This is a genomic window from Chitinophaga sp. W2I13 (genome assembly GCF_050434005.1).
GTDB lineage: Bacteria > Bacteroidota > Bacteroidia > Chitinophagales > Chitinophagaceae > Chitinophaga.
This window is the reverse complement of record NZ_JBNPWD010000001.1, coordinates 7,631,671-7,658,539: the sequence shown is the minus strand read 5'-3', so window position 1 is coordinate 7,658,539 and position 26,869 is coordinate 7,631,671. Positions and strand designations below refer to the sequence as shown.

The following is a 26,869-nucleotide window of genomic DNA, read 5'->3' as shown; positions in this document are numbered from 1 at the left end:
GTTTTTGTAGTTTGTAAACTAATATCCAAAAAATAAATCATGATAAGTTCCTATAAAAACCAGATTGGCATAATTTTATTGAAAGTACTGTAGCTACATGTAACTTATTGAAGCCTTAGATCGTTATTATAATTAGAAGCTAACTTAAAGTATAACTGGCCGATTATTAATGGAAATAAACCTACACTTTTCTTGATTATATGTACATATAACAAGACAAATACTGTGTACACAACGAAAGAAATGGCGTAAAATAATTAGGGGTAAAATGGCGTTATACTAGAGAAGCTTAACAATATGAGCTTTTTAAACATTAATTTTATATCTAACTAATATGGGTGAAAGAGTGTCGGTGGCCTTACTTGTTACTACATACAACTGGCCGGAAGCATTAAAGCTTGTGCTGGATAGTGTACTGGTGCAAACCGTTCTCCCCGACGAAGTCATTATAGCTGATGATGGCTCCGGAGAGGCTACCAGGGATGTTGTAGAGGCATTCAGACGAAAAACCAATATTCCGGTGAAGCATTTCTGGCATCCGGACGAAGGTTTCCGTAAAACTATCATCATTAACCAGGCAATTACCGGTACTTCTTCCGACTATATTATCCAGATTGATGGCGATATTGTAATGCATGAGCTTTTCATCAGGGACCATATCAGTGAAGCGGAAAAAGGATATTTTATCCGTGGCAGCAGGGTGTTGTTACAGGAAGAGATTACCAGGAAATACCTGAACAATGGTCAATTTGAGCGGGTATCTTCTTTCAGCAGAGACGTGAGAAACCGGATTAATTCACTTCGCATTCCTTTCCTGGCTCCATTGCTGATTAAAAAGAGTCAGCGTTCCCGTAACTGGATCGGTTGTAACTGTGCTTTCTGGAGAGAAGATTTTCTGAAAGTGAATGGTTATAATAACGAATTGAAAGGGTGGGGGCACGAGGATATTGAACTGGCAGCACGTTTCATCAACTCAGGTTTATACCAGAAAAAGGTAAAATTAAAAGCGGTATGTTATCACCTGCATCATCCTTTTAATTCCCGTGTACACGAAAACATCAACTACAGGGTTTACCTGGATACCTTAAACCACGGGATTGCCTATTGTTCCAACGGCTACAGGCACCATTTAACGACGGAGTAAATAATCAAAAAAGATATTTCATAAAAAAGGCCACCGATCGGTGGCCTTTTTTTATTTAGTTACTAAACGTTTGCATTTCAATGAGCCGTTTATAAATACCGTTGTTGCTGAGTAGTTCCTGGTGGGTGCCTTGCTCGGCCACCTGGCCGTTATCCAGTACAATGATCAGGTCCGCGTTCTGAATAGTGCTCAGGCGGTGGGCAATCACCAGGGATGTGCGGTTCTTCATCAGGTTATTCAGCGCATCCTGCACCATTTTCTCGGATTCGGTATCCAGGGCGGAAGTGGCCTCGTCCAGCAGCATCAGCGGTGGATTGGAGAGCACGGCGCGTGCAATGCAGATACGCTGCCGTTGTCCGCCGGAGAGCTTGGACCCTTTATCCCCGATATTGGTGTTGTAGCCGTCTTCGGTTTTGCTGATAAAATCGTGTGCGTTGGCAATCCTGGCTGCGGCCTCTACCTCTTCCATGGTGGCGTCAGGTTTGGCAAAAGCAATATTGTTAAAGATGGTGTCATTAAAGAGGATGGACTCCTGGTTTACAACGCCCATGAGTGCCCGTAAAGATTCCATTGTAACAGACTTCAGGTTTTTGCCGTCTATCAGGACGCTGCCTGACTGCGGGTCCATGAAACGGGGGATCAGGTCCATCAAGGTGGATTTTCCGCCGCCGGAAGGGCCCACCAGCGCCACCGTGGAGCCTTTGGGTATGCTGAGGTGAATGTTATTCAGTACTTTCTTCTCGCCGTAGGCGAAAGAAACGCCATCAAAACGGATCTCATTGGTAAAGCCGTTTAAGGTAACAGCATCAGGTGCGTTGGTGACAGCCGATTGCTGATCGATCAGCTCCAGCACCCTGTCGCCCGCCGCAACGCCTGAATGGATATTGCTGAACGCAGTGGAAATAGCTTTTGCCGGGCGCATAATCTGGGAGAAGAGGGCAATATATACCACAAAGGTAGATCCGTCCATATCCCCCTGGTTATTGATAATAAGCGAACCGCCATAAAACACGATACCGGCCACCATTAAGACCCCTAAAGTTTCAGAAACGGGCGACGCCAGTTGCTGTCTTTTAGCCATTGAGCGGGATATCTTGGAATACTTGCGGTTTTGTTCATCAAAGCGGTTGGTAATAAATCCAACGGCATTAAATGCCTTTACGATCCTGATGCCGTTCAGCGCCTCATCGAGGTAGCTGATCATCATGCCGTAAGTTTGATGGGAAGCGGTAGCCTGTTCTTTCAGTCGTTTTACGATCCGGGATATAATCAGACCGGCTACCGGAATCACCAGCATCGATACCAGCGTTAATTTATAGGAGATAAGGAACAGGATGACCAGGAAAGAGATCAATTGGGCCGGTTCTTTAAATAACACCTGCAGGGTACCGGTTACCGTATACTGTACTACCTGGACATCTGATGCAATCTTAGAAATGATATCTCCCTTTCTTTCATTGCTAAAATAACCCAGGTGAAGGTTCATTACATTGTTGAATACTGATTTACGCAGGTTCAGCAAGGTTTGTATGCGCAGGCTTTCCATGGTACGATCTGCGAAATAGCGGAACAGGTTCCCTACTAATACTGAGCAGGCAATACAGACGCAAACAAATTCCAGGCTTTTGATTTTACCATATTCACTGGCAATAGTGGTGGTGTAATGTTTAAATACTTTGAAAATATCAAAGTAGTTGTCCGGCATCGGAACAATTTTCTGATTGAGGTCCTTGTTGAACAACGTTTCCAGCAAAGGCGCCAGCAATGCAAGGTTCAGCGTGCTGAATATTACAGACAACAGTACACAGATGATATAGGGGATCGCAAATTTATTAATAGGTTTAGCAAATGATAATAATCGGAAGTATGTCTTCATATTTAAATAATAATCGTATAATGATTAAGACGGTGCATAAAAAAAACCGCATCGTTGCTGATGCGGTTCCTTAAGTTTTAATTTCCTTTTTATCAATAACTTAAAGAATATTTTTCGGTCGCACATTCAAGCCAGCAGATCACCAGTAAAAACTGCAATCAGGGCTCAAAAATAGCCCTTTTGGCTTAATTGTCAAAAGATTTGATCGTCATCGGCTGGCAGCAGTTATGGCTGCGTGAGGATTTTTAGCGCCCCGGTGTCTTTATATTGAACCATCAGTTGTTTCAGGTGCTCTTTTAAGGTGGCGGTGAGTTTCTCCGTGCCTTTCCGGCCGTAAAGATTGTTTACTTCGTGCGGGTCCTGCTTCAGATCATACAGTTCCCAGCTGTTGGACTCCCCGTAAAAGCGTACCAGCGTGTATTGCTCCGTGCGGATACCGAAGTGCGGGTATACATGGTGGGGCTCTGGAAATTCGTAATAGTGGTAATAGGCTTCTTTTCTCCAGGGAACATTTCCGGCATTTGCTTTCAGCAGCGGTAAAAAGGAGGTGCCTTGTATATCAGCGGGTACTTTTACGCCGGCGATGTTCAGGAAAGTGGGGGCCCAGTCGATGTTCAGCATCAGCTGATTGATGGAGGTACCAGGCTTTATTACGCCGGGGTATCTGATCACAAAAGGTGTACGTAATGATTCTTCATAAATAAAGCGTTTATCAAACCAGCCATGTTCTCCCATATAGAAGCCCTGATCAGAGGCATATACGACGACTGTATTTTTTGAAAGGCCTGATTTATCGAGATAGTCCAGCAGCTGGCCGATGTTCCTGTCGAGCGATTTTGCCGTGGCCAGGTAATCTTTCAGGTAGCGCTGGTATTTCCATTCTACGAGGGCATCACCTGTTAGTTTTTGTTCATCAAATTCTTTGCTGATCTTATTTTCATAGTAATCAATAAATGCCTTTTTTTGTTCCGGCGTAAAGCGGCCGTAGATCCCTTTTTCGTAATTGGCATGCACTTTCAGGTCTTCTTTCAGGCGCATGGTTTTATCGATGGTCATGTCCTGGTTTTGTGCTGCCAGGCGGTTTTTGTAATCATCTTTGAAAGTGGCCGGGAGGGGAAATGTTTTATCGTCGTATGCACCGAGGTCCTGGACATCCGGCAGCCATTCGCGGTGTGTTGCTTTTTCGCCTACTACCAGGAAGAAGGGTTTGGAAGTATCGCGTTTGTTGAGCCAGTTAACAGAAAGGTTGGTAATAACATTGGTTACATAGCCTTCCATGCGGGTGGTGTCGTTTGGACCGATGATATCAGGGTTGTAGTATTGGCCCTGGCTGTTGAGGATACGCCAGTAGTCGAACCCCTTTGGCAAACTGCCTAAATGCCATTTACCTATCCAGGCAGTCTGGTAGCCGTTTTCCTGCAGCAGGGCAGGGAATAGTTGCTGTTCTACATTAAACCTTTTCTCATTGAGCGTGTAGCCGTTGATGTGACTATACTTACCGGTAAGCAGGGTAGCCCTGCTGGGGCCGCAAATGGAATTGGTGACCAGGGCATTTTTGAAAATGGCCCCCTGGCTGGCAATCCGGTCGATGTTAGGCGTTTGTACCAGTTTGCTGCCATAGGCGCTGATAGCCTGGTAGGCATGGTCATCGGAGAAAATGAAAATAATATTAGGGCGTTGTTGCTGCGCATAACTGCTGGCAGTGAAGAGGAGTAATAATCCCCAGGTTTTTTTAAGATAGTTTGCGGAGAAGAATTTCATGTTCAATGTATTTATCTTTTGACGGGTTATGTTCCCGTGGTTTTATCAAAGATATTTTAGCGGCCACCCTCCGGCGACCGCATCTCAAAAAAATCATTTCTCCGCCACCACCTTAAACTCCTCAAACACCACCTCAAACGGCAACTTCCCCGGTGCAGCGGCCACAGGGCCTATCTGTACTTTACCACCGGGAGGAAAATAGGCCAGTCGCAGCATATCAAATTTCTTATTATCAAAGGAATATTCAATCTGTACATAGTCGCCTTTACGCAGTAACTTCAGCCACATACTTTTGGGGCTGTCGTGGCGCGGAACTACCGACCAGTCGGATACTTCACGGGTTACTACGGCGCTTACGTTCTGTACGCCGTCTACATATTCGATACCGGTTTTAATCCAGTTTTTGGCGTCCTTGCGGATCATCAGGCCGGCCTGGTGGAACAACTCTTTATAATGTCCGGTAATTTTTACCGTGGCGGTAAAATCGCCTTCCTGTTCCTGGAAATAAAAAGGGCCGTTATCGCGGATGAAGCCGTAGTGGGTTACCTGCCAGTAGTCGGTACCGGGGTCAACGGTCACGTTTATCTTGTTGTGGTCTGCTGACCATTTCTGAGGAGTGTTATACCATTGCATTGTTTGTGCTTTTAGTCCCATACTCATCGCTATGAAAGCGGATAATGCTACCAGTTTTTTCATCATGTTTCCGTAAAAATTTTCTGTAAGATGATAAATATTCTCCGGAATGGGTAATTTTTAGTGATGAGTAGCTGCTCCGGATTTGTTAACTTTAAGAACCCTCTTTAACCCGCCTGTTAAATGTTATGAATATGCGCGAAGAAAACCCTCAAGTAACAAAAAGAAAGTCTGTTGCCATTATTGTAGCCCATCCCGATGATGAAACGCTGTGGGCCGGAGGTACCATCCTGTTTCATCCGCAGTGGAACTGGACCATCATCAGCCTGTGCCGCGCCAGTGATACAGACAGAGCCCCTAAATTTTTTAAGGCATTACAATTGTACGGAGCACAGGGTGTTATGGGAGATATGGACGATGGTCCGGAACAAACGCCATTGCCGGAAGAGGTGGTGGAAAACCAGGTGCTGGCATTATTACCGGTGCAGCATTACGACCTGGTCATCACCCATCATCCGCGCGGGGAATATACGCGGCACCTCCGCCACGAAGAAGTAAGCAGCGCCGTGATCCGGCTGTGGCAACAAGACAGGATCACAGCAGATGAGCTCTGGGCGTTTGCTTATGAAGACGGATTAAAGTCCTATTTCCCGGAAGCTATTCCTGAAGCAACTATTTATCATGTGCTGGATAAAGATCTCTGGCAACGGAAATACGAGGTGATCACTCAAACGTACGGATTTAAGGTCGATAGCTGGGAAGCAGCCACCACGCCACTGGCGGAATCATTCTGGTGTTTTAATAACAGCATGGAAGCCCATCAGTGGCTCAACAGTTTACCGTTTGAATTATGAAAGCACTTTTGTTATTTGATTATCCGCCGGCTCCCGGGGGACTGGCAACACAAGGAAATTTATTGTACCATGGCCTGCTGGAAATAGGTGTAACTGCGCTGGCGGTGCACTACGACTCACCACTGGAAAAGGAATGGTACTACAACTCGTTTAAGCCGGATGTGGTGGTGGGCGTAGGTTACTGGGGATATTGCCCGCAGTTGATCCTGCATCCGCAGCAATTTGGTGTGCAGCCGGTTCCATGGCTGGTGGCCGATGGATATATCGCCAACTACCAGGAGGTGCTGAATAAACTGCCGCTGATCCTCGTTACCTCGCAGTGGGTAAAGGAAATGTATATACGCGACGGCATCAACGGCGACAAAATAGCCGTACTGCCGGTTGGTTGCAATACCAACAGGTTCGCGCCGCTGCCTAAAGATCATCCGCGGGTGAAAGCCGTGCGGGAATCAATGGGCGTGGCGCCGGATGAGCTGATGCTGCTCACCGTAGGCGGCGACGCCTGTTCAAAAGGAGCCAGGGAAGTCATGCAGGCGCTGTCGCAACTCAGCAGTGAAGTGCCGGGCAACTGGAAGTATATCTGTAAAGTATGGCCGCAGCCGCGCACCAGCATACAAAATAAAGCCGACCTGGCACTGGCGGAAGAACTGGGGCTGGGCGGCAAGGTGCAATATATTACCAGCATTGTTTCAAGGGAGGAGATGCCTTATCTCATCAACGCCTGCGATATTTATGTGGCCCCATCGCGGCTGGAAGGCTTCGGGATGCCACAGGTAGAAGCTGGCGCCTGCGAAAAGCCGGTGATCGGCATCCGCGCAATGGGCATGCTGGATACGCTGGTAGATGGCGAAACCGCACTGCTGGCCGGTGTGGCAGAAGAAATTGTGCTGAATGAAGTGATGGTTGGTAAAGAGTCGGGTTTCGAGACGGAAAAGAAGGTCGTATTTTCTACGCCCCGTACAGTGGACTACCGGGCAGATATCAACGATATCAGGCAGCATTTGCAACGGTTAATGACAGATGCCGCCTACAGGGAACAGTTAGGAAAAGCTGCAAGGAAAAGAGTAGTAGCAAATTTTGATTACCGGTTGATAGCAAGGCAGTTTGTGCAGCTGATGCATGAAAAACTTAATATCCGCTGAACATGGAAGCTTCTTCCTGGTTAACCATCAACGCAGCCAGGGATGCCGCCCTGAAGGTATTGCTGCATAATGTAAACGGACCGTTTCACGGCCTCCCCCGCACCGCGGGATGGGGATATCCTGAGCCATATACAAGGGATCTGCTGCTGTCCTTTTTAGGCGTAGGCGTTACCGGCAACCCCGTGCTGATCAACAGCATCCGGAAGGTGCTTGAAACACTGGCGAAAAATCAAACGCCACACGGACATATCCCTTCTCTCGTACACGACAAACAAGACCTGGGCGCGAGCGACACCACGCCGCTCTTCCTGCTGGCAGCAGGCATGTATCGCAAGCTGTCGGGTAATGAGCAGTTCCTCGAAGAAGCGGTGAACAGTTCATTGCAGTGGATGGAATACCAAAGTCCTTCAGATCGTTACCTGGTGGCCCAACAGCCTACCAGCGACTGGCGCGATGAACAATGGGTGCTTGGTTACGGCCTCTTTGTAAACACGCTCGTGTATAGTTATCTCCGCATCCTCGGGCATCATGAACGCGCAGAGAAAGTACGGCAGGCAATGGGCAGATTTACCATCACCGGTGGGGTGCAGCACCGGCATGTACACGAAGGACTGGTCGTAAAACACAAACCCTATTACGCCATGTGGTCTTATAAGGTATTGAGCAGCGAACGGTTCGACCTGCTGGGCAACAGCCTGGCCATCCTCTCCGGCATTGCTGCTCCCACCAGGGCAGCGGAAATGGTATCGTGGATCGAAGACGAGTGCGCGGAACTGATAAAAAATAACCAGCTGGCCGTAAAACTGCCGCCTAACTTCTTCCCCTATACGAAACCGGGAGACAACGACTGGCACGAACGGTATGCTTCTTTTAATCTTCCAGGGGAATATCATAACGGCGGCATCTGGCCTTTTATCTGTGGCTTTTATGTAGCTGCACTGGTAGCGGCAAAAAAATACCGGCTGGCGGAAGAAAAACTGCTGGAGCTCACCCGGATTATAACTATTTCCAACAGCGGCACGGTGGATTATGGTTTCAACGAATGGCTGAAAGCCCAGGATGGTACCGCAAAAGGGCAGGAATGGCAAACCTGGAGCGCAGCACTGTACCTGTATGCCGCGAAATGCGTGGAAGAAAGACGTACCCCGTTTTTTGAAGAAATGAGAATGCGGTAACCTGTTTCATGATAACTTGATGAAAGATTAGTGAAACTCGTTCGTCAATTGATGGTAACTTTACGCGCATTATCCCTTGTTTAAACTTATGAAGATGAATACTTACAGATCCCTGCTGCTGATGGCAGTTCTGAGCACTACACTCGCTGCCTGCGGAAGCCTTGAAATGGCCGGACCGGATAACGTTACCCCGGTAATACCACCGCCTACCACACCACCTGTAACAGGCAATAATAAAATTGAAGGTACCTGGAACTTTGCAGGAGTCCGTGTAAACAGCATCGCCACCATATCGGAATCCGGCGCTAAAGCCACGCTCTACAACGACTATACCACCTTCAATAATAAAGGGGTAATGGTGATTGATGGAAGTACTTTCAAAATTACAGGCCTGAGCTATTCCATTGATGCGGTGATCAGGAATGTCCTTTACATGGATGGCGTACTGGTAAGCGATATGCAAATGCCTTTCCAGATGGATATGGATCCCTATAATGCTTCTAACCCTTATAAACTGGTGGGAGCAGATTCCATTTATTTCAGCGCAGGTGTAATGGAAACCCCTTCCTATGGAGGCGGCACTACAGAAGTACAGGCGGCAGGCGGAAAAATTTCCTGGAGCGGAGATACGCTGTTGCTGACAATCAATCTTAACCAGGTACAATCTGCCGCTGTTATGTCAGGTTTTGAAGTGATGAAGCTGGTAAAACAAAAATAAAACAGTCACCGGTTATTTTCCGGAAGAAAGATAACCGGTGATGATCCTTATTTTTTGCGGGCATCAGCTGCCTGCCAGATGGATTTGATCGTTGCTTCATCATCCATCCCGTCCGGACACTGCGCGGAGCGTGTATTGGCGCGGTATTTCAATCTTGGCTTCCTGCGTCCCAACGTAACTACACGGGTAACCGGCATCTGCAAATGACCATTGGCATCATGCGCTGCTACCCATTGATGTGCATATTGCAACCAGTTGTGCCGGTATTGTTCCGGTTGCTGATAAAACCAGCTGATTTCATCAAAGCCCCACGGGTAAATGGTAGTGGTATCCGGCACACCCGGGTGATCGCTGATACCAAAATTATCCAACTCCACCAGGTAAGGCATTGACGCGGCTTTCCAGCCACTGGGTGTAATACCGCCTTTGCTTCTCCCGAAAAGGGCATCTGTAAAACCCATTTCCAGGATACCTTCCTGCGGATGCGCAGGCACCGATTTAATACGCAACGGAAACGAGTTAAAATCCAGTAAGCTTTTGCCATTTACCACCATACCGCCCGATGGCGTGTGTGCATCGAGTAATACCCAGTGATGGCGGGTGTGATCTTTTGCATAGGCCCGTAATTTTTCCAGGAAGGCCGCCCATTCTGTCAGCTGCGGATCTTCCATGCCTATCAGGGCAATTTGCCCGAGGTGCAGCGCTTCGCAGCCTACTTCCATATAGGTGCCGGCCAGGAACATAAACCAGAGCTGCGTTTCCACCCGCGTAATATCGGGTACGCTGTTGCCTTTACTCCAGTGATTGACCAGTTTCCCTTTTGTATTCAGCATGCTGTCGTAACGGAAACGCCGGTCTTCCGACGGTAATCCCAGCGCTTTGAATGCCCATGCCGGAACGGGAATGGTGTTTACCTGTTCACTGATCTGCTCAAACAGGGCGGCCTGGAAAATTACTTCCGGGTCATTTTTCTGTACTTCCTGCACCATCCGTTTGGCCTGGTGAAGAAAATCTTTGTTGTTGAGCACCGATTCCCCGCCCCAGCGGTAAATGGCCCTGCCTATGAACTTTGCGCCGATGTTCCTGATCAGGCGGATATCATCTTCCTTGTTGGGATAGGGCGCATCGGAGGCGTAAGGATCTACTGAAAGAAATTCAGTCATGGTAACCGCATGATCCAGGTAATATTCCAGAGCGGGGCGGGTAATGCCTTTTCCGGTGAAGGAGGGTGGTTGTGAGCGGGCGGTCATGGCCCACAAACTAATGCCTGCAGCCAGCAATGCTGCTGCCGGACGCTGAGTGAATGCTAACATGTCGTGGAATAAATTTTGAAAACAAGATACTTTTTTTCGTTTTCCGGGAATAACATTTTTGGTTGTGTGGTACAATTGTTTTTATATTGGGGTCATTAAAACGAGCCAGCCAGCATATGAGTTTACTGCCGGATACTTTCCCCGTCCTGTCTACGCCCCGCCTTCACCTGATTGAAATTGAACATTCGCATCAGCCGGATCTGTTTTACCTGCTCACGGATAAACGGGTGACCCGGTATTATCATGTAATCCCGTTGAGTGAAGTGGCCAGTGTTCGCCCGGTTATTGATCTTTTTAAAAAGCGCTTTTCCGATAAGCAGGGCATCCGCTGGGGTATTGCCCTTGAAGAAAAAACATCGTTGATCGGTTTCATCGGTTTCAATAATTATGAAACTGAAGATACGGTTCCGCTGGTGTTTGCGCTGGTACAGGAATACTGGGGCAAAGGCTACATGGCCGAAGCCATTGAGGCCGTGGTGCAGTATTGCTTCTCCAAACTGGGTCTGAAAAAAATCGTTGCAGATGTATTACCCGGCAACGAAGCCTCGGAAAGGGTGCTGACTAAAGCAGGATTCCATCATGAGGCCCTGGTGGTGAAGGGGATGATCTGGGACGACAAAGGATATGATGTTAACCGCTATGTAAGGCATTACAAAGCGCCCGACCTGTAAGCATCTTTATTGTCCGCGGTTCAGGACGCAGCAATACGGGTTCCTGTAAACAGGAATAATAAAGACACTCACAGGAATTACAGATGTAGGATTAAGCTTTTTTAGCGGCAGTTTTCTTGGGAGCAGCTTTCTTAGGCGTCACCTTTTTATCGGCGGCTTTGGGAGTGTTGGCTTGAGCTTTGGGTGCAGCAGCTTTTTCGGCAGCAGCTTTCTTCTTCGGCTTGGCAGGTCCTTTTGGCTTATCTGTCAGTCCTGCTAACATCGCTTTAGTGGCCTTTTTTACGTTCCGGAGAAACTTTTTCTCTCCCAGCTTCTCTTTTAGTTCGCTTAATGCGGTTAATACTTCGGCTACTTTTACACCAGCTTCTTTTTTAAGATGCTTGCCGGTCGGTTTACTCGAATCAGTCATGGAGCATTATTTATTTACAAAAACAATTATATTCGAAATTAACAATTAAATAATATTGGCAATGTTAAGTTTTATAATGCCGTGATTTATAAAGAATATTCTGATCTTAGCGAAACGGAAATCAGCTATAAATTCATTATATTGGGGTAGGCTACCTTCCTTGTGTCGGAGCTTGTTATTGTTTTAACCATAGGGGTATGGGTTCAAGAGATGTTATTATTATAGGTGGGGGCCTATCGGGTCTCACCAGTGCTATTCATTTATCGAAAGCAGGATTACAGGTAACCGTAATCGAAAAAAGTAAATATCCTTCGCACAAAGTATGCGGGGAATATGTTTCCAATGAAGTATTACCATATCTGCAGTCACTCGGGGCAGATCCCTCGGTATTACATCCTTCCCGGATCAACCGGTTAATCATTTCAGATCATTATGGTAAAACGCTGGAAACGACGCTTCCATTGGGAGGTTTCGGGGTAAGCCGGTATGCGTTCGACCAGTTCCTGATGCAGAAGATGACCGAAAACGGGGTGGAGTTAATTGAAGATACCGTCACCAACGTGGTATTTGAAAACGACCGCTTCTTCATTGATACCAACAGCTATGGCGTTTTTTCCGCGCCGGTGGTGTTGGGCGCTTATGGCAAAAGAGCCGCACTCGATGGTAAGCTTGCCCGTCCGTTCTTTAATGAGAAATCGCCCTGGCTGGCCGTGAAATCCCATTACCGTGGCAGCTTTCCGGCCGATACTGTAGGACTCCATAATTTCGACGGCGGCTATTGCGGCGTATCAAAAGTGGAGGATGATATCCTGAATATCTGTTACCTGGTGAGTTACGAGAGTTTTAAGAATTTCAAGCAGATAGAATCACACCGGGAGCAGGTGCTATACCGTAATCAGCACCTGAAGGATATTTTTGAAAACAGCACTGCGTTGTTCGACAAACCTTTAACCATCAGCCAGGTGTCTTTCACAGATAAAGAAAAGGTACTGAATCATATATTGATGATCGGCGATACCGCTGGTCTTATTCACCCGCTTTGCGGCAACGGCATGGCTATGGCCATACAAAGCGCACAGATAGCATCCGATAAGGTGCTGGAATATTTTTCAGCTCCCACCCGGAACCGTTTATTGATGGAACAGAACTATACGAAAGCCTGGAACAAAATGTTCAGCGGCCGTATGCGCACCGGTCGTGTACTATCCCGGTTGTTCCGCAATGAAAAGCTTTCTGCTACCATGATGAAAGGACTGATCCTCTTCCCCGGCCTGCTGCCGGGAATCATCCGTCGCACTCATGGGAAACCGTTAAATGCCGTACCGGAATGCGTGTAAACACCCGGCACCGGAGCCAGGCTACCGAAATCATGGACGATTTCAGTATGGAAGGCGATCTGCTGAAGGCTACGTTGGATAAAATCGCACAAATCAACGCTTTACTGGGCGGCAACCGCGTCACCCTTGAAGGCGTTGCGGCCCTCCTGAAAGATATTCCTGCCAACCAGAAAGTTACCATCGTGGATATCGGCTGTGGTAATGGTGATATGCTGCGGCAACTGTCGGATACCTTTTGTTCCCATAGAAAAATAAAACTAACCGGCATCGATGCCAACCAGGCCACGGTAACGCATGCACGGAATTTATCGAAAGATTATCCGCACATTGAGTATTATTGTCAGGATATTACACAGTTATCCTTCCGGGAGCAACACTATGATATTGTTTTATGTACGCTTACACTGCATCACTTTAAAGAGGCTGAAATCAGGGAGCTGATGAAAATCTTTTACCGGCAGGCCCGGAAAGGAGTAGTGATCAATGATCTGCACAGGAGCGCATTGGCATACCGCCTGTTTCAACTGGTATGCTTTGTGTTCAATTTAAACAGGATGGTCAGGGAAGATGGACTGGTATCCATTCTCCGGGGATTTAAAAAAAGAGAATTACAACATTTATCGGCAGAACTTAATATTGATCAGTATTCCCTTAAATGGAAATGGGCGTTCCGGTATCAATGGATAATCAATAAATTATGAGCGTTAAAATTCAGACTGTCACAAAAGCACTACCGCCTTACTCAAGAACCACCGCCGAAATTATTCCCTTCCTATCATTATGGCTCCAGGGCCAGGAAGAAAGATTTATCCGCAAGGTGATCAAGATCTTTGAGAGCGCCGGCGTGGATAAACGCTATTCTATTATGGGACCTGAAGAAGTATTTACCAATACTTCTTTTGAAGATAAAAATAATATCTACCAGCGGGAGATGATTACCCTGGGCCGGACCTGCCTGCAAAGCGCGCTGGATAAAGCCGGTTTGAAGGGAACTGACCTCGACTATATCATCACCGTGAGCTGCACCGGCATCATGATCCCTTCTTTAGATGCATACCTGATCAACGAACTGCAGCTGCGTCAGGATATTATACGCCTGCCTGTTACTGAAATGGGCTGCGCAGCCGGTGTGTCGGGGATCATCTACGCAAAGAAAATGCTGGAAGCAAACCCCGGTAAAAGAGCCGCAGTAATAGCAGTGGAATCGCCTACCGCCACGTTCCAGCTGGACGATTATTCGATGGCCAATATCGTTAGTGCAGCCATCTTCGGCGATGGCGCCGCCTGTGCGATCCTCTCTTCTCATGAACAGGATACCGGTCCGGAAATTATCGCAGAAGAAATGTATCACTTCTATGACGCGGAATACCTGATGGGATTCCATCTCTCCAACACCGGTTTAAAAATGGTGCTGGATATAGAAGTACCCGAAAAAATAGAAGCACACTTTGGAGATATCGTACACCCTTTCCTGGCAAAAAATAATCTTACGATCGAAGATATCGACCACCTCATTTTTCATCCCGGCGGGAAGAAGATCATTACCCTCGTGGAAGAATTGTTCCGCAGTATGGGAAAGAAACTGGACGACACCAAGGAAATTCTGCGGTTGTATGGCAACATGTCCAGCGCTACGGTGTTATATGTATTGGAAAGATTTATGGAGCAGTCGTTGCCCGCAGGCGACAAAGGACTGATGCTGAGTTTTGGTCCGGGCTTTTCGGCACAAAGAATATTATTACAATGGTAACAGAGTTTGCATCTTACTGGGCATTAATATTGGGAGGCAGCAGCGGGCTTGGACTGGCATCCGCGCGTAAGCTGGCGGCACATGGCATGAACATCTGCATTGTGCACCGCAACACCCGCGTGGAATTAACGGATATCCAGCAGCAGTTTGAGGAGATCAGGTCGTTAGGCGTGCAGCTGCTGACGTTTAATACCGATGTGCTCAACATTGAAAAACGTGCAGAAATTTTGCAGCAGTTGCAGGAAGCTATGGATACGGGGCGTATCCGTTGCCTGCTGCACAGCATCGCACGGGGCAACCTCAAAGCGTTGCCGGACCTGCAGGCGGATGATTTCAATACCACCATCGGGCATATGGCGGTGAGCTTGTATGAATGGTCGGCAGATATATTGAACAGGCAACTGTTTGCTGCAGATGCACGTATCCTTTCTTTTACAAGCGATGGTAGTTACAAAGCAATGGCGCACTATGCGGCGGTATCTGCGGCGAAGGCGGCACTGGAATCCATTACCCGTAGCATAGCGCTGGAATTTGCGCCGCACGGGGTCAGGGCCAACTGCATCCGTGCGGGGGTGACTGACACCGCATCATTGCGGAAAATTCCGGGCAGTGAGGCATTGCTGGATTACAGCAGGAAGAGAAACCCTTTCGGGCAGCTCACCACACCGGAGGATGTAGCGAATGTAGTATACCTGATGTGCCGGGACGAAGCCGCCTGGATCAATGGCGCCATTATACCGGTCGACGGAGGAACACATATTCATTAGCGTATGACAAAAGAAGAGATCCTGCAGCACTTACCATATGCACCGCCTTTCCTGTTTGTAGATGAACTGGCATACATCGATGAAGAAAAGGTAACAGGTATATATACTTTTCACGCAGATATGCCTTGCTATAAGGGCCACTTTAAAGGGTTGCCTGTTACGCCGGGTGTATTGCTAACGGAAGTAATGGCACAAACGGGGCTGGCTTGTTTAGGTATTTATCTTTTGAGAGAAGAGATCCATAAGCAATTGCCCACGGTAGCTATGACCTCCACTCACATCGACTTTTATTTGCCTGTGCCACCCGGTGAAACGGTGAGGGCGGAGGCAACGAAAATATACTTCAGGTTTAACAAATTGAAATGCCGCGTAGCGTTGTATAATGCTGCAGGCGCATTAGTCTGCGACGGAACGATGGCAGGCATGATCATCAATAACAAAAATGAATAACAGGGTTGTCATAACAGGCTTAGGAGTGGTAGCGCCAAACGGCACCGGCATCGCCGCTTTCCGCGAAGCGATCAAAAAAGGTATATCCGGTATCCGTTATGATGAACAACTGGCTGCCCTGAAATTTTCCTGCCAGATTGCAGGTAAGCCAGAGGTTTCCGAAAGCTTGCGGCAACAATATTTTGAAGAACTGGAATTAAGGCAGCTGGGCAGTTCCGGTATTATTTACGGCGTAATAGCCGGTATGCAGGCCTGGGCAGATGCGGGTTTGCCAATATCACAGGAAACGCCTGACTGGGACAGCGGTACTATTTTTGGCGCCGGTAGTTCCGGTGTGGAAAAATTCCGCGAAGCCGTTTATAAGGTAGATGATTTACAGGTTCGCCGTTTAGGCAGCACTGCGGTTACGCAAGCCATGGCCAGTGGCATCAGCGCTTTCCTCGGTGGAAAACTGGGACTTGGCAACCAGGTAACCACCAACTCTTCTGCCTGTACTACCGGTGCAGAAAGTGTATTGCTCGCCTGCGAACGGATTAAGTACGGTCATGCCAAACGCGTACTGGCCGGCAGTACCAGCGACAGCGGTCCCTATATCTGGGGCGGCTTTGATGCCATGAAAGTAAGCACCTTTAAATATAACGAACGCCCGGAAGCCGGTTCCAGGCCAATGAGCGCTACTGCGAGTGGTATTGTTCCCGGTAGTGGGGCAGGAGCGCTGGTACTGGAGTCGCTGGACAGCGCGCTGGAACGCGGCGCTACCATCTATGCGGAAGTACTGGGCGGTCATATTAACTCCGGCGGTCAACGGAACGGTGGCAGTATGACGGCCCCCAATCCTGCTGCGGTGCAACGTTGCATTACCGCGGCGCTTCAACAGGCCGGTGTACAGGGCGCTGATATTGACCTGATAAACGGTCACCTTACCGCCACCGGAAAAGACGCGGAAGAAATAGCCAACTGGTGTAGTGCCCTGCAGCGCAGCGGGAAAAACTTTCCCTACATCAATGCACTGAAATCGATGGTGGGACATTGCCTGAGCGCTTCGGGGAGTATTGAACTGGTAGCGGCGGCACTGCAGCTGAAGGAAGGTTTTATATCTCCCAATATCAACTGCGAAGACCTGCACCCCGATATTCAGGCGCTGGTAGACCGGGAAAGAATTCCGGAACAGCTATTGTATAAAGACATAAATTTAGTGGCGAAAGCGAGTTTTGGTTTTGGAGATGTAAACGCTTGTATTATTCTGCAAAAATACCCGCAACCTTAAACGAAATAACATGGACAAAGAAACATTCATTGAGCAGTTAAGAGAAATAGTAAGGCCCTATGCTAAAAATCAGGAAGCACTGGCCACCATCAGCACTTCCACCGATTTTATCAACGATCTCAAAATTAATTCTGCCAACCTGGTAGATGTGGTACTGGATGTAGAAGAGAAATACGATATCGTGATCCAGAACGAAGAAATGGAGCGCATGCTGAACGTGCAGGCGGCCCTCGATATCGTGGAAGCCAAGCTCAAAGAAAAATGATCGGCAACGACATTATAGATCTCCGGGCAGCCGCCATGGAAAGCCGTATTCACCGGAAAGGTTTCCTGGAAAAATTGTTCCTGCCCGAGGAAATCAGGATGATCCGTAATGCTGCCGCACCGGCAGTGCTCACCTGGTTGTTGTGGAGTTGCAAGGAAGCCGCGTATAAAATAGTGAACCGTAATACCTGCGAAAGACGATACGCTCCACAGCGATTTATGTGCCAGGTGGAACAGGATGTTACATCCGATATGATTGCCGGCAACTATACCGGCACGGTGGTATATGAACAGCATACCTATTATTACCAGAGTTTTATCACAGATCATTACATCCATACCTGTGCGGCCACAAATCCCCGGCCGGTGCAGGATGCAGCTGTGTTTATAAAGCAGGTTGCCGGCGAAGACTATCTGAATTTTATGCAGGAAGTACTTTCCCCGCAGGAGTTTTTTTATAAAGACGATCATGGAATACCGTATATCCTTCACCGTGAAAATGGCAGGCGCTCTCCTGTTTCTGTAAGTCATCACGGGCAATATTGCGGAATCCTAAAGGTGGATTTTAGCCTACCGGTAACCAGATAACGCCCGGCCTCCTCCCTAACAAACAATACCCGGAACCAGTCATTAAATTAGGTCTCCATCCCTCACCATGATCAATTTGTAGGTATGTATATACATAATGCTAAGAAAGCACCATTATGGAGCAAAATAGCATCAAAATGGCATGTTATTATAGCCGATATTTACCATTATTAAACAACCAGACAGCTATAGTAAAAATTCACGGGCCTCCCCGTTGTATAAGTACAGTGTACAATTAATTGCAGAAAATTATGTTCCAACGTTGTGTCAGACTCACCATCTGCTCTCTTGCATTTTTATACGCGTGTAATAATGGCGATACACCCGGTAAACAGCAGGAAAAATTGCCTGAAATTGTAGATTACAATTTTGATATACGGCCTATCTTATCGGATAAGTGCTATGCCTGTCATGGTCCGGATGCCAATAAACGGGAAGCCGGTCTGCGCCTGGATATTGCCGACAGCGCTTATAAAGCGCTCCGTGAAACACCCGGCGCACATGCGCTCGTACCCGGTAATCCCATGGCTTCTGTATTGTACCAGCGCATCAGCACCACGGATACTTCTATGCGCATGCCTCCGCCATCCTCCAATATGTCGCTTAGCAACTATGAAGTAAAGCTGATTGAAAAATGGATCAAACAAGGCGCAAAGTATAAACCACACTGGGCCTTTGTGGCGCCGGTAACACCGCCGCTGCCCAAAGTAAACAAAGAGAAATGGGCACGTAATGAAATAGACCATTTTGTATTGGCCCGCATGGAAGAGAAAGGGTTGGAACCCAATCCCGCTGCGGATCATGAGCGATTGCTCAAACGCCTTTGCCTCGATCTTACCGGCCTGCCGCCATCACCCGAAAGAATGGAGCGCTTTGCCAAAGATACCAGCGACGCCGGATACGAACGTATGGTAGATGAACTGCTGCAGGACAGCGCCTATGGCGAAAAGATGGCAGTGCACTGGATGGATGTGGCCCGTTATGCTGATTCGCACGGCTACCAGGACGATAACTACCGCAGCATGTGGCCCTGGCGGGATTGGGTGATCCACGCATTCAATGAAAACCTGTCTTACAAAGACTTTATTACCTGGCAGATCGCAGGAGACATGATCCCCGGCGCTACCCGGGAACAACTGCTGGCCTCCGGCTTTAACCGCAACCACAAAATTACGGAAGAAGGAGGAGTAATAGACGAAGAATACCGCATAGAATATGTTTCTGACCGCACCAATACATTTGGTAAAAGCATGCTCGGCATCACCATCGAATGCGCTCACTGCCACGATCACAAATATGATCCGTTCTCACAAAAAGAATATTATGAACTCTTTGCCTTCTTTAATAACGTGAAGGAAGTAGGACTGGAATCCGCGGTGGGCGGCCCGGAAACCTACGCCAAAACGCCCTATATGGAGATCACGAAAGAAGATCTCAAAGGAGTGCTGAAATTTATTAATAAACAGGACAGCAACAGGCTGATCGTATCTGTAATGGGAGAGAAAGACACTACCCGGAAAACGTATATCCTTGGCCGTGGTAACTATGACAACCCTACGCTGGAAGTGCAACCTGAAACGCCACATGCGGTGCTGCCGTTTGATGTGAAACAATATCCGGCCAATCGCCTCGGACTGGCCAACTGGCTGTTCGATAAGCGAAACCCACTCACCGCAAGAGTGTTCGTGAACCAGCAATGGCAGGAAATATTCGGCAGGGGCATCGTTAAAAGTACCGGCGATTTCGGTATGCAGGGCGATCTGCCTACCAACCCGCAACTGCTCGATTGGCTCGCGGTGGACTTTATGCAGCACGGCTGGAATATTAAACGTCTCATGAAACAAATGGTCATGACCACCACCTACCGGCAATCGACCGCCATTTCCAAAGACAAACTAAAAGCAGATCCCGAAAATATTTACCTCTCCCGAGGACCGCGGTTCCGTTTACCCGCAGAAGGAGTGCGCGACCTGGTGCTGAAAAGCAGCGGGCTACTGGTACCGGTGATCGGTGGTCCCAGCGTAAAACCTTATCAGCCTAAAGGCTTATGGGAAATGGCTACATCTGGCAGGGGAATCCTGGCCAGCTACAAACAGGACCATGGTGAAAGCCTGTACCGCAGAGGGTTGTATACCTTTATCAAACGTACAGTGCCACCGCCTTCCATGATGATCTTTGACGCCAGCAACCGCGACCAGTGCGAAGTGAAACGCGCAAACACCAACACGCCCTTGCAGGCGCTTATCATGCTCAATGATCCTACCGTGCTGGAAGCTTCCAGGGTACTGGCATCCAGGCTGCTGCAAAAAGATAATAACAGCTCCAGGAATATCCGGCAGGCCTTCCGTTTAATTGTTTGCCGTACACCGCAACCACAGGAACTAACCTTGCTGGAGAAGTATTATGACCAGCAACAGCAGCTGTATAAACAACAGCCGGCCAGCGCAGTAAAGTTGCTGCAACATGGAGAATACCCGATGGCGCAACACCTCGACAATGCCTCATGGGCTGCCATGATGCAGGTGATCACCACCATCTATAACCTGGAGGAAACACTTTCAAAAACATAACGATCGTATAGTCACGCATAATAAAGGACGATGAAAAACGAATTCATAGAACACCACCTGAATATGAACCGCCGCAAGTTCTTGTCGCGCCTGAGCCTTGGCGTAGGCAGCCTTGCCCTGGGTTCATTACTGGTACCTGACCTCTTTGGTAAAAACAGCGGGGAAGAAGCGCCTTTCATTCCCGGCATGCCGCACTTTGCACCCAAAGCCAAAAGGGTAATTTACCTGTTTCAGAATGGCGCGCCCTCACAACTGGAGAGCTTCGATTACAAACCGAAGCTGCGGGAAATGATGGGACAGGAACTGCCGGCTTCCATCCGTATGGGGCAGCGCTTAACAGGCATGACATCGGGACAGTCGTCTTTTCCGCTGGTAGGTTCGCACTACGATTTTCACCAGTATGGCGAAGCGCGCGCCTGGATCAGTGACCTGTTTCCGCATACCGCCAAAATAGTGGACGACATCTGTATTGTCCGTTCCATGTTTACGGAAGCGATCAACCATGATCCGGCCCTTACCTTTTTCCAGACCGGGGCACAACAAGGTAACCGCGCCAGCTTTGGCTCCTGGATGAGCTACGGCCTCGGCAGCGAAAATAAAAACCTCCCCGCATTTTGCGTGCTGCTGTCGAGAGGTAAAGGAAACGGACAAGGCGTATATTCCAAGTTATGGTCCAATGGATTTTTAGACAGCATCCACCAGGGCGTTCAGTTCAGCAGTGGTGAAAGTCCTGTGCTGTACCTGAATAATCCTGAAGGCATTGACATGGCTAATCGCCGCCAGATGCTGGACCAGCTCGCCGCATTGAATGACCAGTCGTATAAAGAATTTGGCGACCCGGAAATCAATACGAAGATCCAGCAGTACGAAATGGCTTACCGCATGCAAACGGCGGTACCGGAGCTGACGGACCTCTCCAAAGAATCGGACGATATCATTAAACTATATGGACCGGATTGCCTGGTGCCCGGCACCTTCGCTGCCAACTGCCTGTTGTCCAGGAAGCTCTCTGAAAGCGGCGTGCGGTTCATCCAGCTGTACCACCAGGGCTGGGATCAGCATGGCAACCTGCCCAATGAAATGGCCGGACAGGCAAAAGATGTAGACCGTGCTTCCGCGGCATTGATCACTGATCTGAAACAACGTGGCCTGCTCGATGAAACGCTGGTAATATGGGGCGGTGAATTTGGCAGAACCAACTACTGCCAGGGTAAAATGACTGCCGATAATTATGGCCGCGATCACCATCCCCGTTGCTTCTCCATCTGGATGGCCGGCGGTGGCGTAAAACCCGGCATCGTATACGGTGAAACCGATGAATTCGGATATAATATTATAAAGGATCCGGTACACGTGCACGACTTCCATGCCACCATCTTACACCTGATGGGACTGGATCACGAAAAATTAACTTTTAAACACCAGGGACGCCGCTACCGCCTCACAGATGTGGCTGGCAAGGTAATCCCCGGATTGATGGCCTGATAAATACTGTTATAATGGAAAGAAGAAAATTCATACAGACGTCGGCGTTAGTAACCGCCTCCTTTTATATTTCCCGCGATCTTTTTGCCAAACCAAAAGGACCGGTATACGGCCACAATAATATGCGCTATGCGCTGGACACCAAATGGGGAACGCTCGACAGCAGCCGGTACCCGGTGAAAGATTGCCATGAAATGGTGCAGGACAAAAAAGGCCGCATCATCCTGCTGACCAACGAAACAAAAAATAATATTCTTATCTATAATAAATCCGGCAAACTGCTGGAAAACTGGGGCCATGAATTCCCCGGCGCACACGGACTTACACTCAGCAATGAAAATGGTACCGAATACCTGTTCATTACGGATACCGAGAAACACCAGGTATACAAAACAACGATGGAAGGTAAAATTCTGCTGACTATCGACTATCCCGCTGAAACAGGCGTGTATAAGAAGAAAGAGGAATTTGTACCTACAGAAACAACCGTGGCAGACAACGGCGACTTTTATATTGCCGACGGCTATGGTGCGCAATATGTAATGCGGTATGACCGCAATGGTAAACTGCTGGGTTATTTTGGCGGAAGGGGTCAGGGAGATGAACACCTGGACAATGCCCACGGTATCGTGGTAGATCACCGCAAAGGCACGCCTACGCTCATTGTTACCGACAGAACACGGAATTGCTTTAAACGCTTCAGCCTCGACGGACAGCTACAGGAAGTAATTGCGCTGCCCGGCGCCTGCGTATGCCGCGCGGTTATAAAAGGCGATCACCTGTATGCAGCCGTATTACGCTCGCCTAATATGGATAAGGAAGGCAGTGGTTTTGTAACGATATTGGATAAAGACAACAAGGTAGTTTCCAATATCGGTGGCACCGCACCGGTATATACCGATGGAAAACTGCAGCCCATGCAGCAGGCAGAGAAAATATTTGTACATCCGCATGACGTATGTGTGGATAACGACGGGAACCTCTATGTGGCACAATGGGCCTCGGGGAAGGTGTATCCTTATAAACTCAGGAGGGTATAATGACCGCGAAACAGCCATCCAGATGGCAAAGCGCAGGCAGCAGCCTGTTATTTGCCGGAAATATTTTTATCCTTTTCCTCGTGATCTTTGGCAACAGGGTGGTGTTACCTCCCTGGTTGCAGGTGCTGGGGCGCATGCATCCTTTGCTGCTGCATTTTCCAATTGTACTGATTCTTGTGGCAGGCATTTTAACGTTTATCCGTTTGCGTGAGCCTGCTGCTGAAGCGTGGAAACAACAGCTGGCATCTGTGTTACTGCTTACCGGCGCACTCAGTGCAGTCGTTACCGTTATCATGGGCCTGTTTTTATCAGGTGAAGAAGGATACAACGGCAGTGGCACTTTACAGTGGCACAAATGGAGCGGCGTGACAATGTGCTGGCTGGCCTCTTTCTTATACTGGTTTGGACAATCGGAGAAAAGCCGGCCGCTGTTACAGAAGGGCGGTGTGCTCATCACCGCGGCATTGCTGGTGATCACCGGTCACCTGGGAGCTGATATCACGCACGGTGAAAACTTTGTGCTGGCGCCGGTAAACCCCGCGGGTAAAGGGCCACAGGTGCCCTTCGACCAGGCGCTGGTATATGAACACCTGGTGAAACCGGTGTTGCAGGAAAAATGTATGAACTGTCATAATACAGGCAAGGCAAAAGGGGAGCTGGCAATGGAGCTGCCGCAACAACTGCTGAAAGGTGGAAAGAGCGGTAAACTGTTTGTTGCCGGTAAACCGGACATGAGCCTGCTGATGGAAAGACTACACCTGCCACTGGATGCCAAAAAACATATGCCGCCGGCAGGAAAGCCGCAGCTTACACCAGAAGAAGCGGACCTGTTGTATTACTGGATCAAAGGCGGCGCTGATTTTAAAACAAAAGTAGCCGCATTACCTGCAAAGGATAGCCTGCGGTTGCTGGCCGCAGCCATGTTAGAGCCAGCCGCATCAACAACCCCGGTATACAACTTTGCCGCAGCAGATGAAAAGCTGGTACAAAAGCTGAATAACAATTACCGTGTTATTTACCCGGTAGCGTTAAATGCAGCCCCACTTGTTGTTAACTGCTATAATAAAGATCAGTTCAACAGTAAATCCATCGAAGAACTGCTCCCGCTGAAAAAGCAGATCATAGAAATGCACCTGCAGAAGATGCCGGTGCAGGATGCCGATCTGAATATCATTGCACAGTTTCCGGAGCTGCGGGTGCTGAACCTGAGCTTTACTAACGTAAAGGGACAAACGCTGTCGGCCCTGGCAAAGCTGCCGCACCTGGAAAGCCTTTCGCTGTCCGGCACCCCCGTTACCTTACAGCAGCTACAGGTACTGAAAACAGCACCTGCGTTGAAGGAGTTATACCTCTGGAATACGGGACTCACTGCTGCTGAACTGGACAAGCTCCCTGCTGCATTTAAACAGGTAGCCATCATCAAAGGATTTATAGACGATGGTAAACAACTATTAAAACTGAATCAGCCTTTATTACTGAATACCGCTTCTGTTTTCCACAGTACGGCACAACTGCTGCTGAAGCATCCCATAAAAGGGGTGGAGATCCGCTACACTACTGATGGATCGGTACCAGACAGCATCAACTCGCCGCTGTTTAAAGACAGCCTGTTGCTGCAAAACAATACCACCATCCGTGCCATTGCCTGCAAAAAAGGCTGGTACGCCAGCGACCCGGTGCAGTTCAGTTTTTATAAATCTACGTATATCCCTGACAGTGTGGTATTGCTCACGCAGCCGGATGGAACCTATGCCGGCAGTGGCGCCAAAACCTTATGCGATGGGCAGAAAGGCGGTATGGATCAGGGCAACGGAAAATGGCTGGGCTATGTGAAAGAACCTATGTCTGCCATGCTGCTTTTCAAGCAGGCCATACCCTTGCAGTCAGTATCGGTAGGCATCTTACGAAATATTAACGGGTATATTTTTCCACCCGCCAAAATAGAAATATGGGGTGGGGCAGATGCACAACACCTGAAGCTATTGAAACGGATTATTCCGGCAGCAGGAAAAAAAGACGACCCCGCCGCCGCTATGGAAATAGCAGCAGCTTTCCCCGTTACCAACGTTTCCTGTGTAAAAGTAGTGATGGAACCCCTGCTGAAAATACCGGGCTGGCATCCTGGTAAAGGAAACCGCGGATGGGCATTTGCGGATGAGCTGTTGTTGAATTAGCTGTTGAAATTCGCCTACCTTTACCGGGTCATCGTAGCCGGTAAAGAAATGAAACAATATAAATACGAAGAAATAGCAGCGAACATTGAAAGTAAGATCACCGGTGGCCAGTATTTACCTGGTCACCGGTTACCTTCAGTAAGAACATTGAAGGCACATTACAGCACCAGTTTGAGTACCATCCAGAGCGCCTATGACGATCTCCTGTTAAGGGGCCTGGTGGAAAGCGTTCCCCGTTCCGGCTACTATGTAAGCGCCCGGCCGGCAGCTACCGGTAAAGTAACTGAAACCATGGTAGTAAGGGATCCTGTTTTCAGGAATAACCTGGCGGCGATTTCTTCCGAAAACCGGCAACGCAGCGCACTATCTGAATTCAACGTGGCGGCTCCCGGCGATTTGTTGCTGCCGCAGCAGTTGTTGCTGAAAACCATGCAGCAGGTGATCCGCGAAAAAGGAGCGGCGCTCTTAAAATATTATCCTGCCAATGGTTTGGCCACATTGCGTGAAAGCATTACCAAACGCGCAGCACATCACAATACCCGTTTACAATCTGATGAATTGCTTATCACAGACGGCGCTTTACAGGCAGTATATATTGCGCTGGCAGCGGTGTGTGAGCCAGGAGATGTAATTGCTATTGAAAGTCCCTGTATTTTTTCCGTATTGGAAGTGATCCGCGTACTGCGGCTGAAAGTGGTGGAAATTCCTGTGCGTCCGCAAACAGGATTTGATCTGGATGTGCTGAAGGAAGCCTGTGCCATACATGCTTTTAAAGCCATTGTCGTTACACCGAATTTTCATAATCCTACCGGCACACTGCTAACGGATGATCAAAAGCAGCAACTGCTGAAAGTCGCGCAAGCCCACAACATTGCACTGATAGAAAACGATATTTACGGTGAGCTGCCGTTCAACGGCCAGCGTCCTTCCACCATCCGCTCCTTCGATAGTAGTGGGTTGGTAATGACCTGTTCCTCTTTTGCAAAATCGCTGGCGCCGGGTATCCGATTGGGATGGCTGTCGGCCGGCCGCTTTTTCCGGCAGGCAGAACAGATCCGGTTTGCCGTGGGCAGCAGCGTATCGCCTGTGTACCAGGAAACGATGAATAAAATACTGGAAGGCAGTGCTTATGAAAAACACCTGCGCGTTTTCCGGAAGCAGCTGGCCGCACAGTGTGAGCAGAGTTTGAAACTGATCAGGGAATGTTTCCCCGCGGGGACCAAAGTAAGTCGTCCGGGCGGCGGTTATCACCTGTGGGTGCAGTTGCCGGAAATGCTGGATATGACTGGTTTTTACCGCTTTTGTGAAGATACCGGGGTGAGATTTACACCGGGATCGGCCTTCTCTTTTACAGGTGCTTATGACCATTACTTCCGGCTGGTATTTGCCGATAAATATACACCGGCAAAGGTGGCGGCTATACGAAAAGTGGGAAGCTACGCGGTAGCCCACAGCTGAGGGTTCCTGTACCGGTTATATTT

General features: G+C 48.5%; 24 protein-coding genes. 19 read left to right on the top strand and 5 right to left on the bottom strand.

Translation table 11 applies throughout. The features are described 5' to 3' along the window. Window positions 1-334 precede the first annotated feature (334 nt). A complete protein-coding gene (locus QFZ48_RS31130) occupies window positions 335-1,144 on the top strand; it encodes a glycosyltransferase family 2 protein (RefSeq protein ID WP_429046790.1) in 810 nt (269 codons plus the stop codon). Window positions 1,145-1,199: 55 nt separating this feature from the next. Here QFZ48_RS31130 and QFZ48_RS31125 read toward each other — a convergent pair whose 3' ends face one another. The 3 genes from QFZ48_RS31125 to QFZ48_RS31115 form a co-directional block, all read right to left on the bottom strand. After that, the gene (locus QFZ48_RS31125) at window positions 1,200-3,020 is read right to left on the bottom strand and encodes an ABC transporter ATP-binding protein (RefSeq protein WP_429065354.1); all 1,821 of its coding nucleotides are present in this window, start codon (window positions 3,018-3,020) and stop codon (window positions 1,200-1,202) included. A gap of 225 nt (window positions 3,021-3,245) precedes the next feature. Then, the gene (locus tag QFZ48_RS31120) at window positions 3,246-4,781 is read right to left on the bottom strand and encodes a sulfatase family protein (protein WP_429065352.1); all 1,536 of its coding nucleotides are present in this window, start codon (window positions 4,779-4,781) and stop codon (window positions 3,246-3,248) included. Between the two features lie 93 nt (window positions 4,782-4,874). Next, the gene (locus QFZ48_RS31115) at window positions 4,875-5,480 is read right to left on the bottom strand and encodes a DUF1349 domain-containing protein (protein WP_429065350.1); all 606 of its coding nucleotides are present in this window, start codon (window positions 5,478-5,480) and stop codon (window positions 4,875-4,877) included. Window positions 5,481-5,608: 128 nt separating this feature from the next. Between QFZ48_RS31115 and QFZ48_RS31110 the strand changes: the two genes are divergently transcribed. The 4 genes from QFZ48_RS31110 (at window position 5,609) to QFZ48_RS31095 (ending at window position 9,303) form a co-directional block, all read left to right on the top strand. Continuing rightward, complete coding sequence (locus QFZ48_RS31110; protein WP_429065348.1) at window positions 5,609-6,268, top strand: hypothetical protein; 660 nt, start codon at window positions 5,609-5,611, stop codon at window positions 6,266-6,268. After that, window positions 6,265-7,410 (top strand): glycosyltransferase family 4 protein, encoded by a 1,146-nt coding sequence (locus QFZ48_RS31105; protein ID WP_429046799.1) that lies wholly within the window; start codon window positions 6,265-6,267, stop codon window positions 7,408-7,410. Before QFZ48_RS31110 ends, QFZ48_RS31105 begins: the two co-directional genes overlap by 4 nt. Before the next feature lie 2 nt (window positions 7,411-7,412). Next, window positions 7,413-8,585, top strand: a complete 1,173-nt coding sequence (locus tag QFZ48_RS31100) for a glycoside hydrolase 100 family protein (protein ID WP_429046801.1) — start codon at window positions 7,413-7,415, stop codon at window positions 8,583-8,585. Window positions 8,586-8,679: 94 nt separating this feature from the next. After that, entirely contained in the window at window positions 8,680-9,303 is a 624-nt protein-coding gene (locus QFZ48_RS31095; protein ID WP_429065346.1) for a hypothetical protein, read from the top strand. Between the two features lie 47 nt (window positions 9,304-9,350). On the opposite strand, the gene QFZ48_RS31090 is transcribed toward QFZ48_RS31095, so the two are convergent. Next, on the bottom strand, window positions 9,351-10,616 hold the full coding sequence (locus QFZ48_RS31090; RefSeq protein WP_429046803.1) for a hypothetical protein: 1,266 nt from the start codon (window positions 10,614-10,616) through the stop codon (window positions 9,351-9,353). A gap of 116 nt (window positions 10,617-10,732) precedes the next feature. Between QFZ48_RS31090 and QFZ48_RS31085 the strand changes: the two genes are divergently transcribed. Further along, window positions 10,733-11,287: a GNAT family N-acetyltransferase gene (locus tag QFZ48_RS31085; protein WP_429065344.1), complete on the top strand. Its 555-nt coding sequence runs from the start codon at window positions 10,733-10,735 to the stop codon at window positions 11,285-11,287. A 91-nt stretch (window positions 11,288-11,378) separates the two neighbouring features. Here QFZ48_RS31085 and QFZ48_RS31080 read toward each other — a convergent pair whose 3' ends face one another. After that, window positions 11,379-11,696: a hypothetical protein gene (locus QFZ48_RS31080; protein ID WP_370911447.1), complete on the bottom strand. Its 318-nt coding sequence runs from the start codon at window positions 11,694-11,696 to the stop codon at window positions 11,379-11,381. A gap of 197 nt (window positions 11,697-11,893) precedes the next feature. On the opposite strand from QFZ48_RS31080, the gene QFZ48_RS31075 reads away from it, so the two are divergent. From QFZ48_RS31075 to QFZ48_RS31015, 13 genes are all read left to right on the top strand, one after another. Continuing rightward, the gene (locus tag QFZ48_RS31075; protein ID WP_429046807.1) at window positions 11,894-13,033 is read left to right on the top strand and encodes an NAD(P)/FAD-dependent oxidoreductase; all 1,140 of its coding nucleotides are present in this window, start codon (window positions 11,894-11,896) and stop codon (window positions 13,031-13,033) included. Further along, window positions 13,024-13,734 (top strand): methyltransferase domain-containing protein, encoded by a 711-nt coding sequence (locus QFZ48_RS31070; protein WP_429046809.1) that lies wholly within the window; start codon window positions 13,024-13,026, stop codon window positions 13,732-13,734. Before QFZ48_RS31075 ends, QFZ48_RS31070 begins: the two co-directional genes overlap by 10 nt. Further along, window positions 13,731-14,783: a type III polyketide synthase gene (locus QFZ48_RS31065; RefSeq protein ID WP_429046811.1), complete on the top strand. Its 1,053-nt coding sequence runs from the start codon at window positions 13,731-13,733 to the stop codon at window positions 14,781-14,783. The genes QFZ48_RS31070 and QFZ48_RS31065 overlap by 4 nt, the downstream gene beginning before the upstream one ends. Beyond that, window positions 14,777-15,550 carry an SDR family oxidoreductase gene (locus tag QFZ48_RS31060; protein WP_429065342.1) on the top strand — a complete coding sequence of 258 codons (774 nt, stop codon included), beginning with the start codon at window positions 14,777-14,779 and terminating at the stop codon, window positions 15,548-15,550. The genes QFZ48_RS31065 and QFZ48_RS31060 overlap by 7 nt, the downstream gene beginning before the upstream one ends. Before the next feature lie 3 nt (window positions 15,551-15,553). Beyond that, window positions 15,554-16,000 carry a 3-hydroxyacyl-ACP dehydratase FabZ family protein gene (locus QFZ48_RS31055; RefSeq protein WP_429046815.1) on the top strand — a complete coding sequence of 149 codons (447 nt, stop codon included), beginning with the start codon at window positions 15,554-15,556 and terminating at the stop codon, window positions 15,998-16,000. Further along, window positions 15,993-17,267, top strand: a complete 1,275-nt coding sequence (locus QFZ48_RS31050) for a beta-ketoacyl-[acyl-carrier-protein] synthase family protein (RefSeq protein WP_429046817.1) — start codon at window positions 15,993-15,995, stop codon at window positions 17,265-17,267. The genes QFZ48_RS31055 and QFZ48_RS31050 overlap by 8 nt, the downstream gene beginning before the upstream one ends. A gap of 10 nt (window positions 17,268-17,277) precedes the next feature. Beyond that, window positions 17,278-17,532 (top strand): acyl carrier protein, encoded by a 255-nt coding sequence (locus QFZ48_RS31045; protein WP_370911454.1) that lies wholly within the window; start codon window positions 17,278-17,280, stop codon window positions 17,530-17,532. Then, complete coding sequence (locus QFZ48_RS31040; RefSeq protein WP_429065341.1) at window positions 17,529-18,119, top strand: 4'-phosphopantetheinyl transferase family protein; 591 nt, start codon at window positions 17,529-17,531, stop codon at window positions 18,117-18,119. The genes QFZ48_RS31045 and QFZ48_RS31040 overlap by 4 nt, the downstream gene beginning before the upstream one ends. 251 nt (window positions 18,120-18,370) lie before the next feature. Continuing rightward, the gene (locus tag QFZ48_RS31035; protein ID WP_429046822.1) at window positions 18,371-20,689 is read left to right on the top strand and encodes a PSD1 and planctomycete cytochrome C domain-containing protein; all 2,319 of its coding nucleotides are present in this window, start codon (window positions 18,371-18,373) and stop codon (window positions 20,687-20,689) included. A gap of 30 nt (window positions 20,690-20,719) precedes the next feature. Next, window positions 20,720-22,174: a DUF1501 domain-containing protein gene (locus tag QFZ48_RS31030; protein WP_370911459.1), complete on the top strand. Its 1,455-nt coding sequence runs from the start codon at window positions 20,720-20,722 to the stop codon at window positions 22,172-22,174. 14 nt (window positions 22,175-22,188) lie between these two features. Continuing rightward, a complete protein-coding gene (locus QFZ48_RS31025; RefSeq protein ID WP_370911460.1) occupies window positions 22,189-23,214 on the top strand; it encodes a 6-bladed beta-propeller in 1,026 nt (341 codons plus the stop codon). Next, window positions 23,214-25,388: an FN3 associated domain-containing protein gene (locus QFZ48_RS31020; protein WP_429065340.1), complete on the top strand. Its 2,175-nt coding sequence runs from the start codon at window positions 23,214-23,216 to the stop codon at window positions 25,386-25,388. Before QFZ48_RS31025 ends, QFZ48_RS31020 begins: the two co-directional genes overlap by 1 nt. 3 nt (window positions 25,389-25,391) lie before the next feature. Beyond that, window positions 25,392-26,846 (top strand): PLP-dependent aminotransferase family protein, encoded by a 1,455-nt coding sequence (locus tag QFZ48_RS31015; protein ID WP_429065339.1) that lies wholly within the window; start codon window positions 25,392-25,394, stop codon window positions 26,844-26,846. Window positions 26,847-26,869 lie beyond the last annotated feature (23 nt).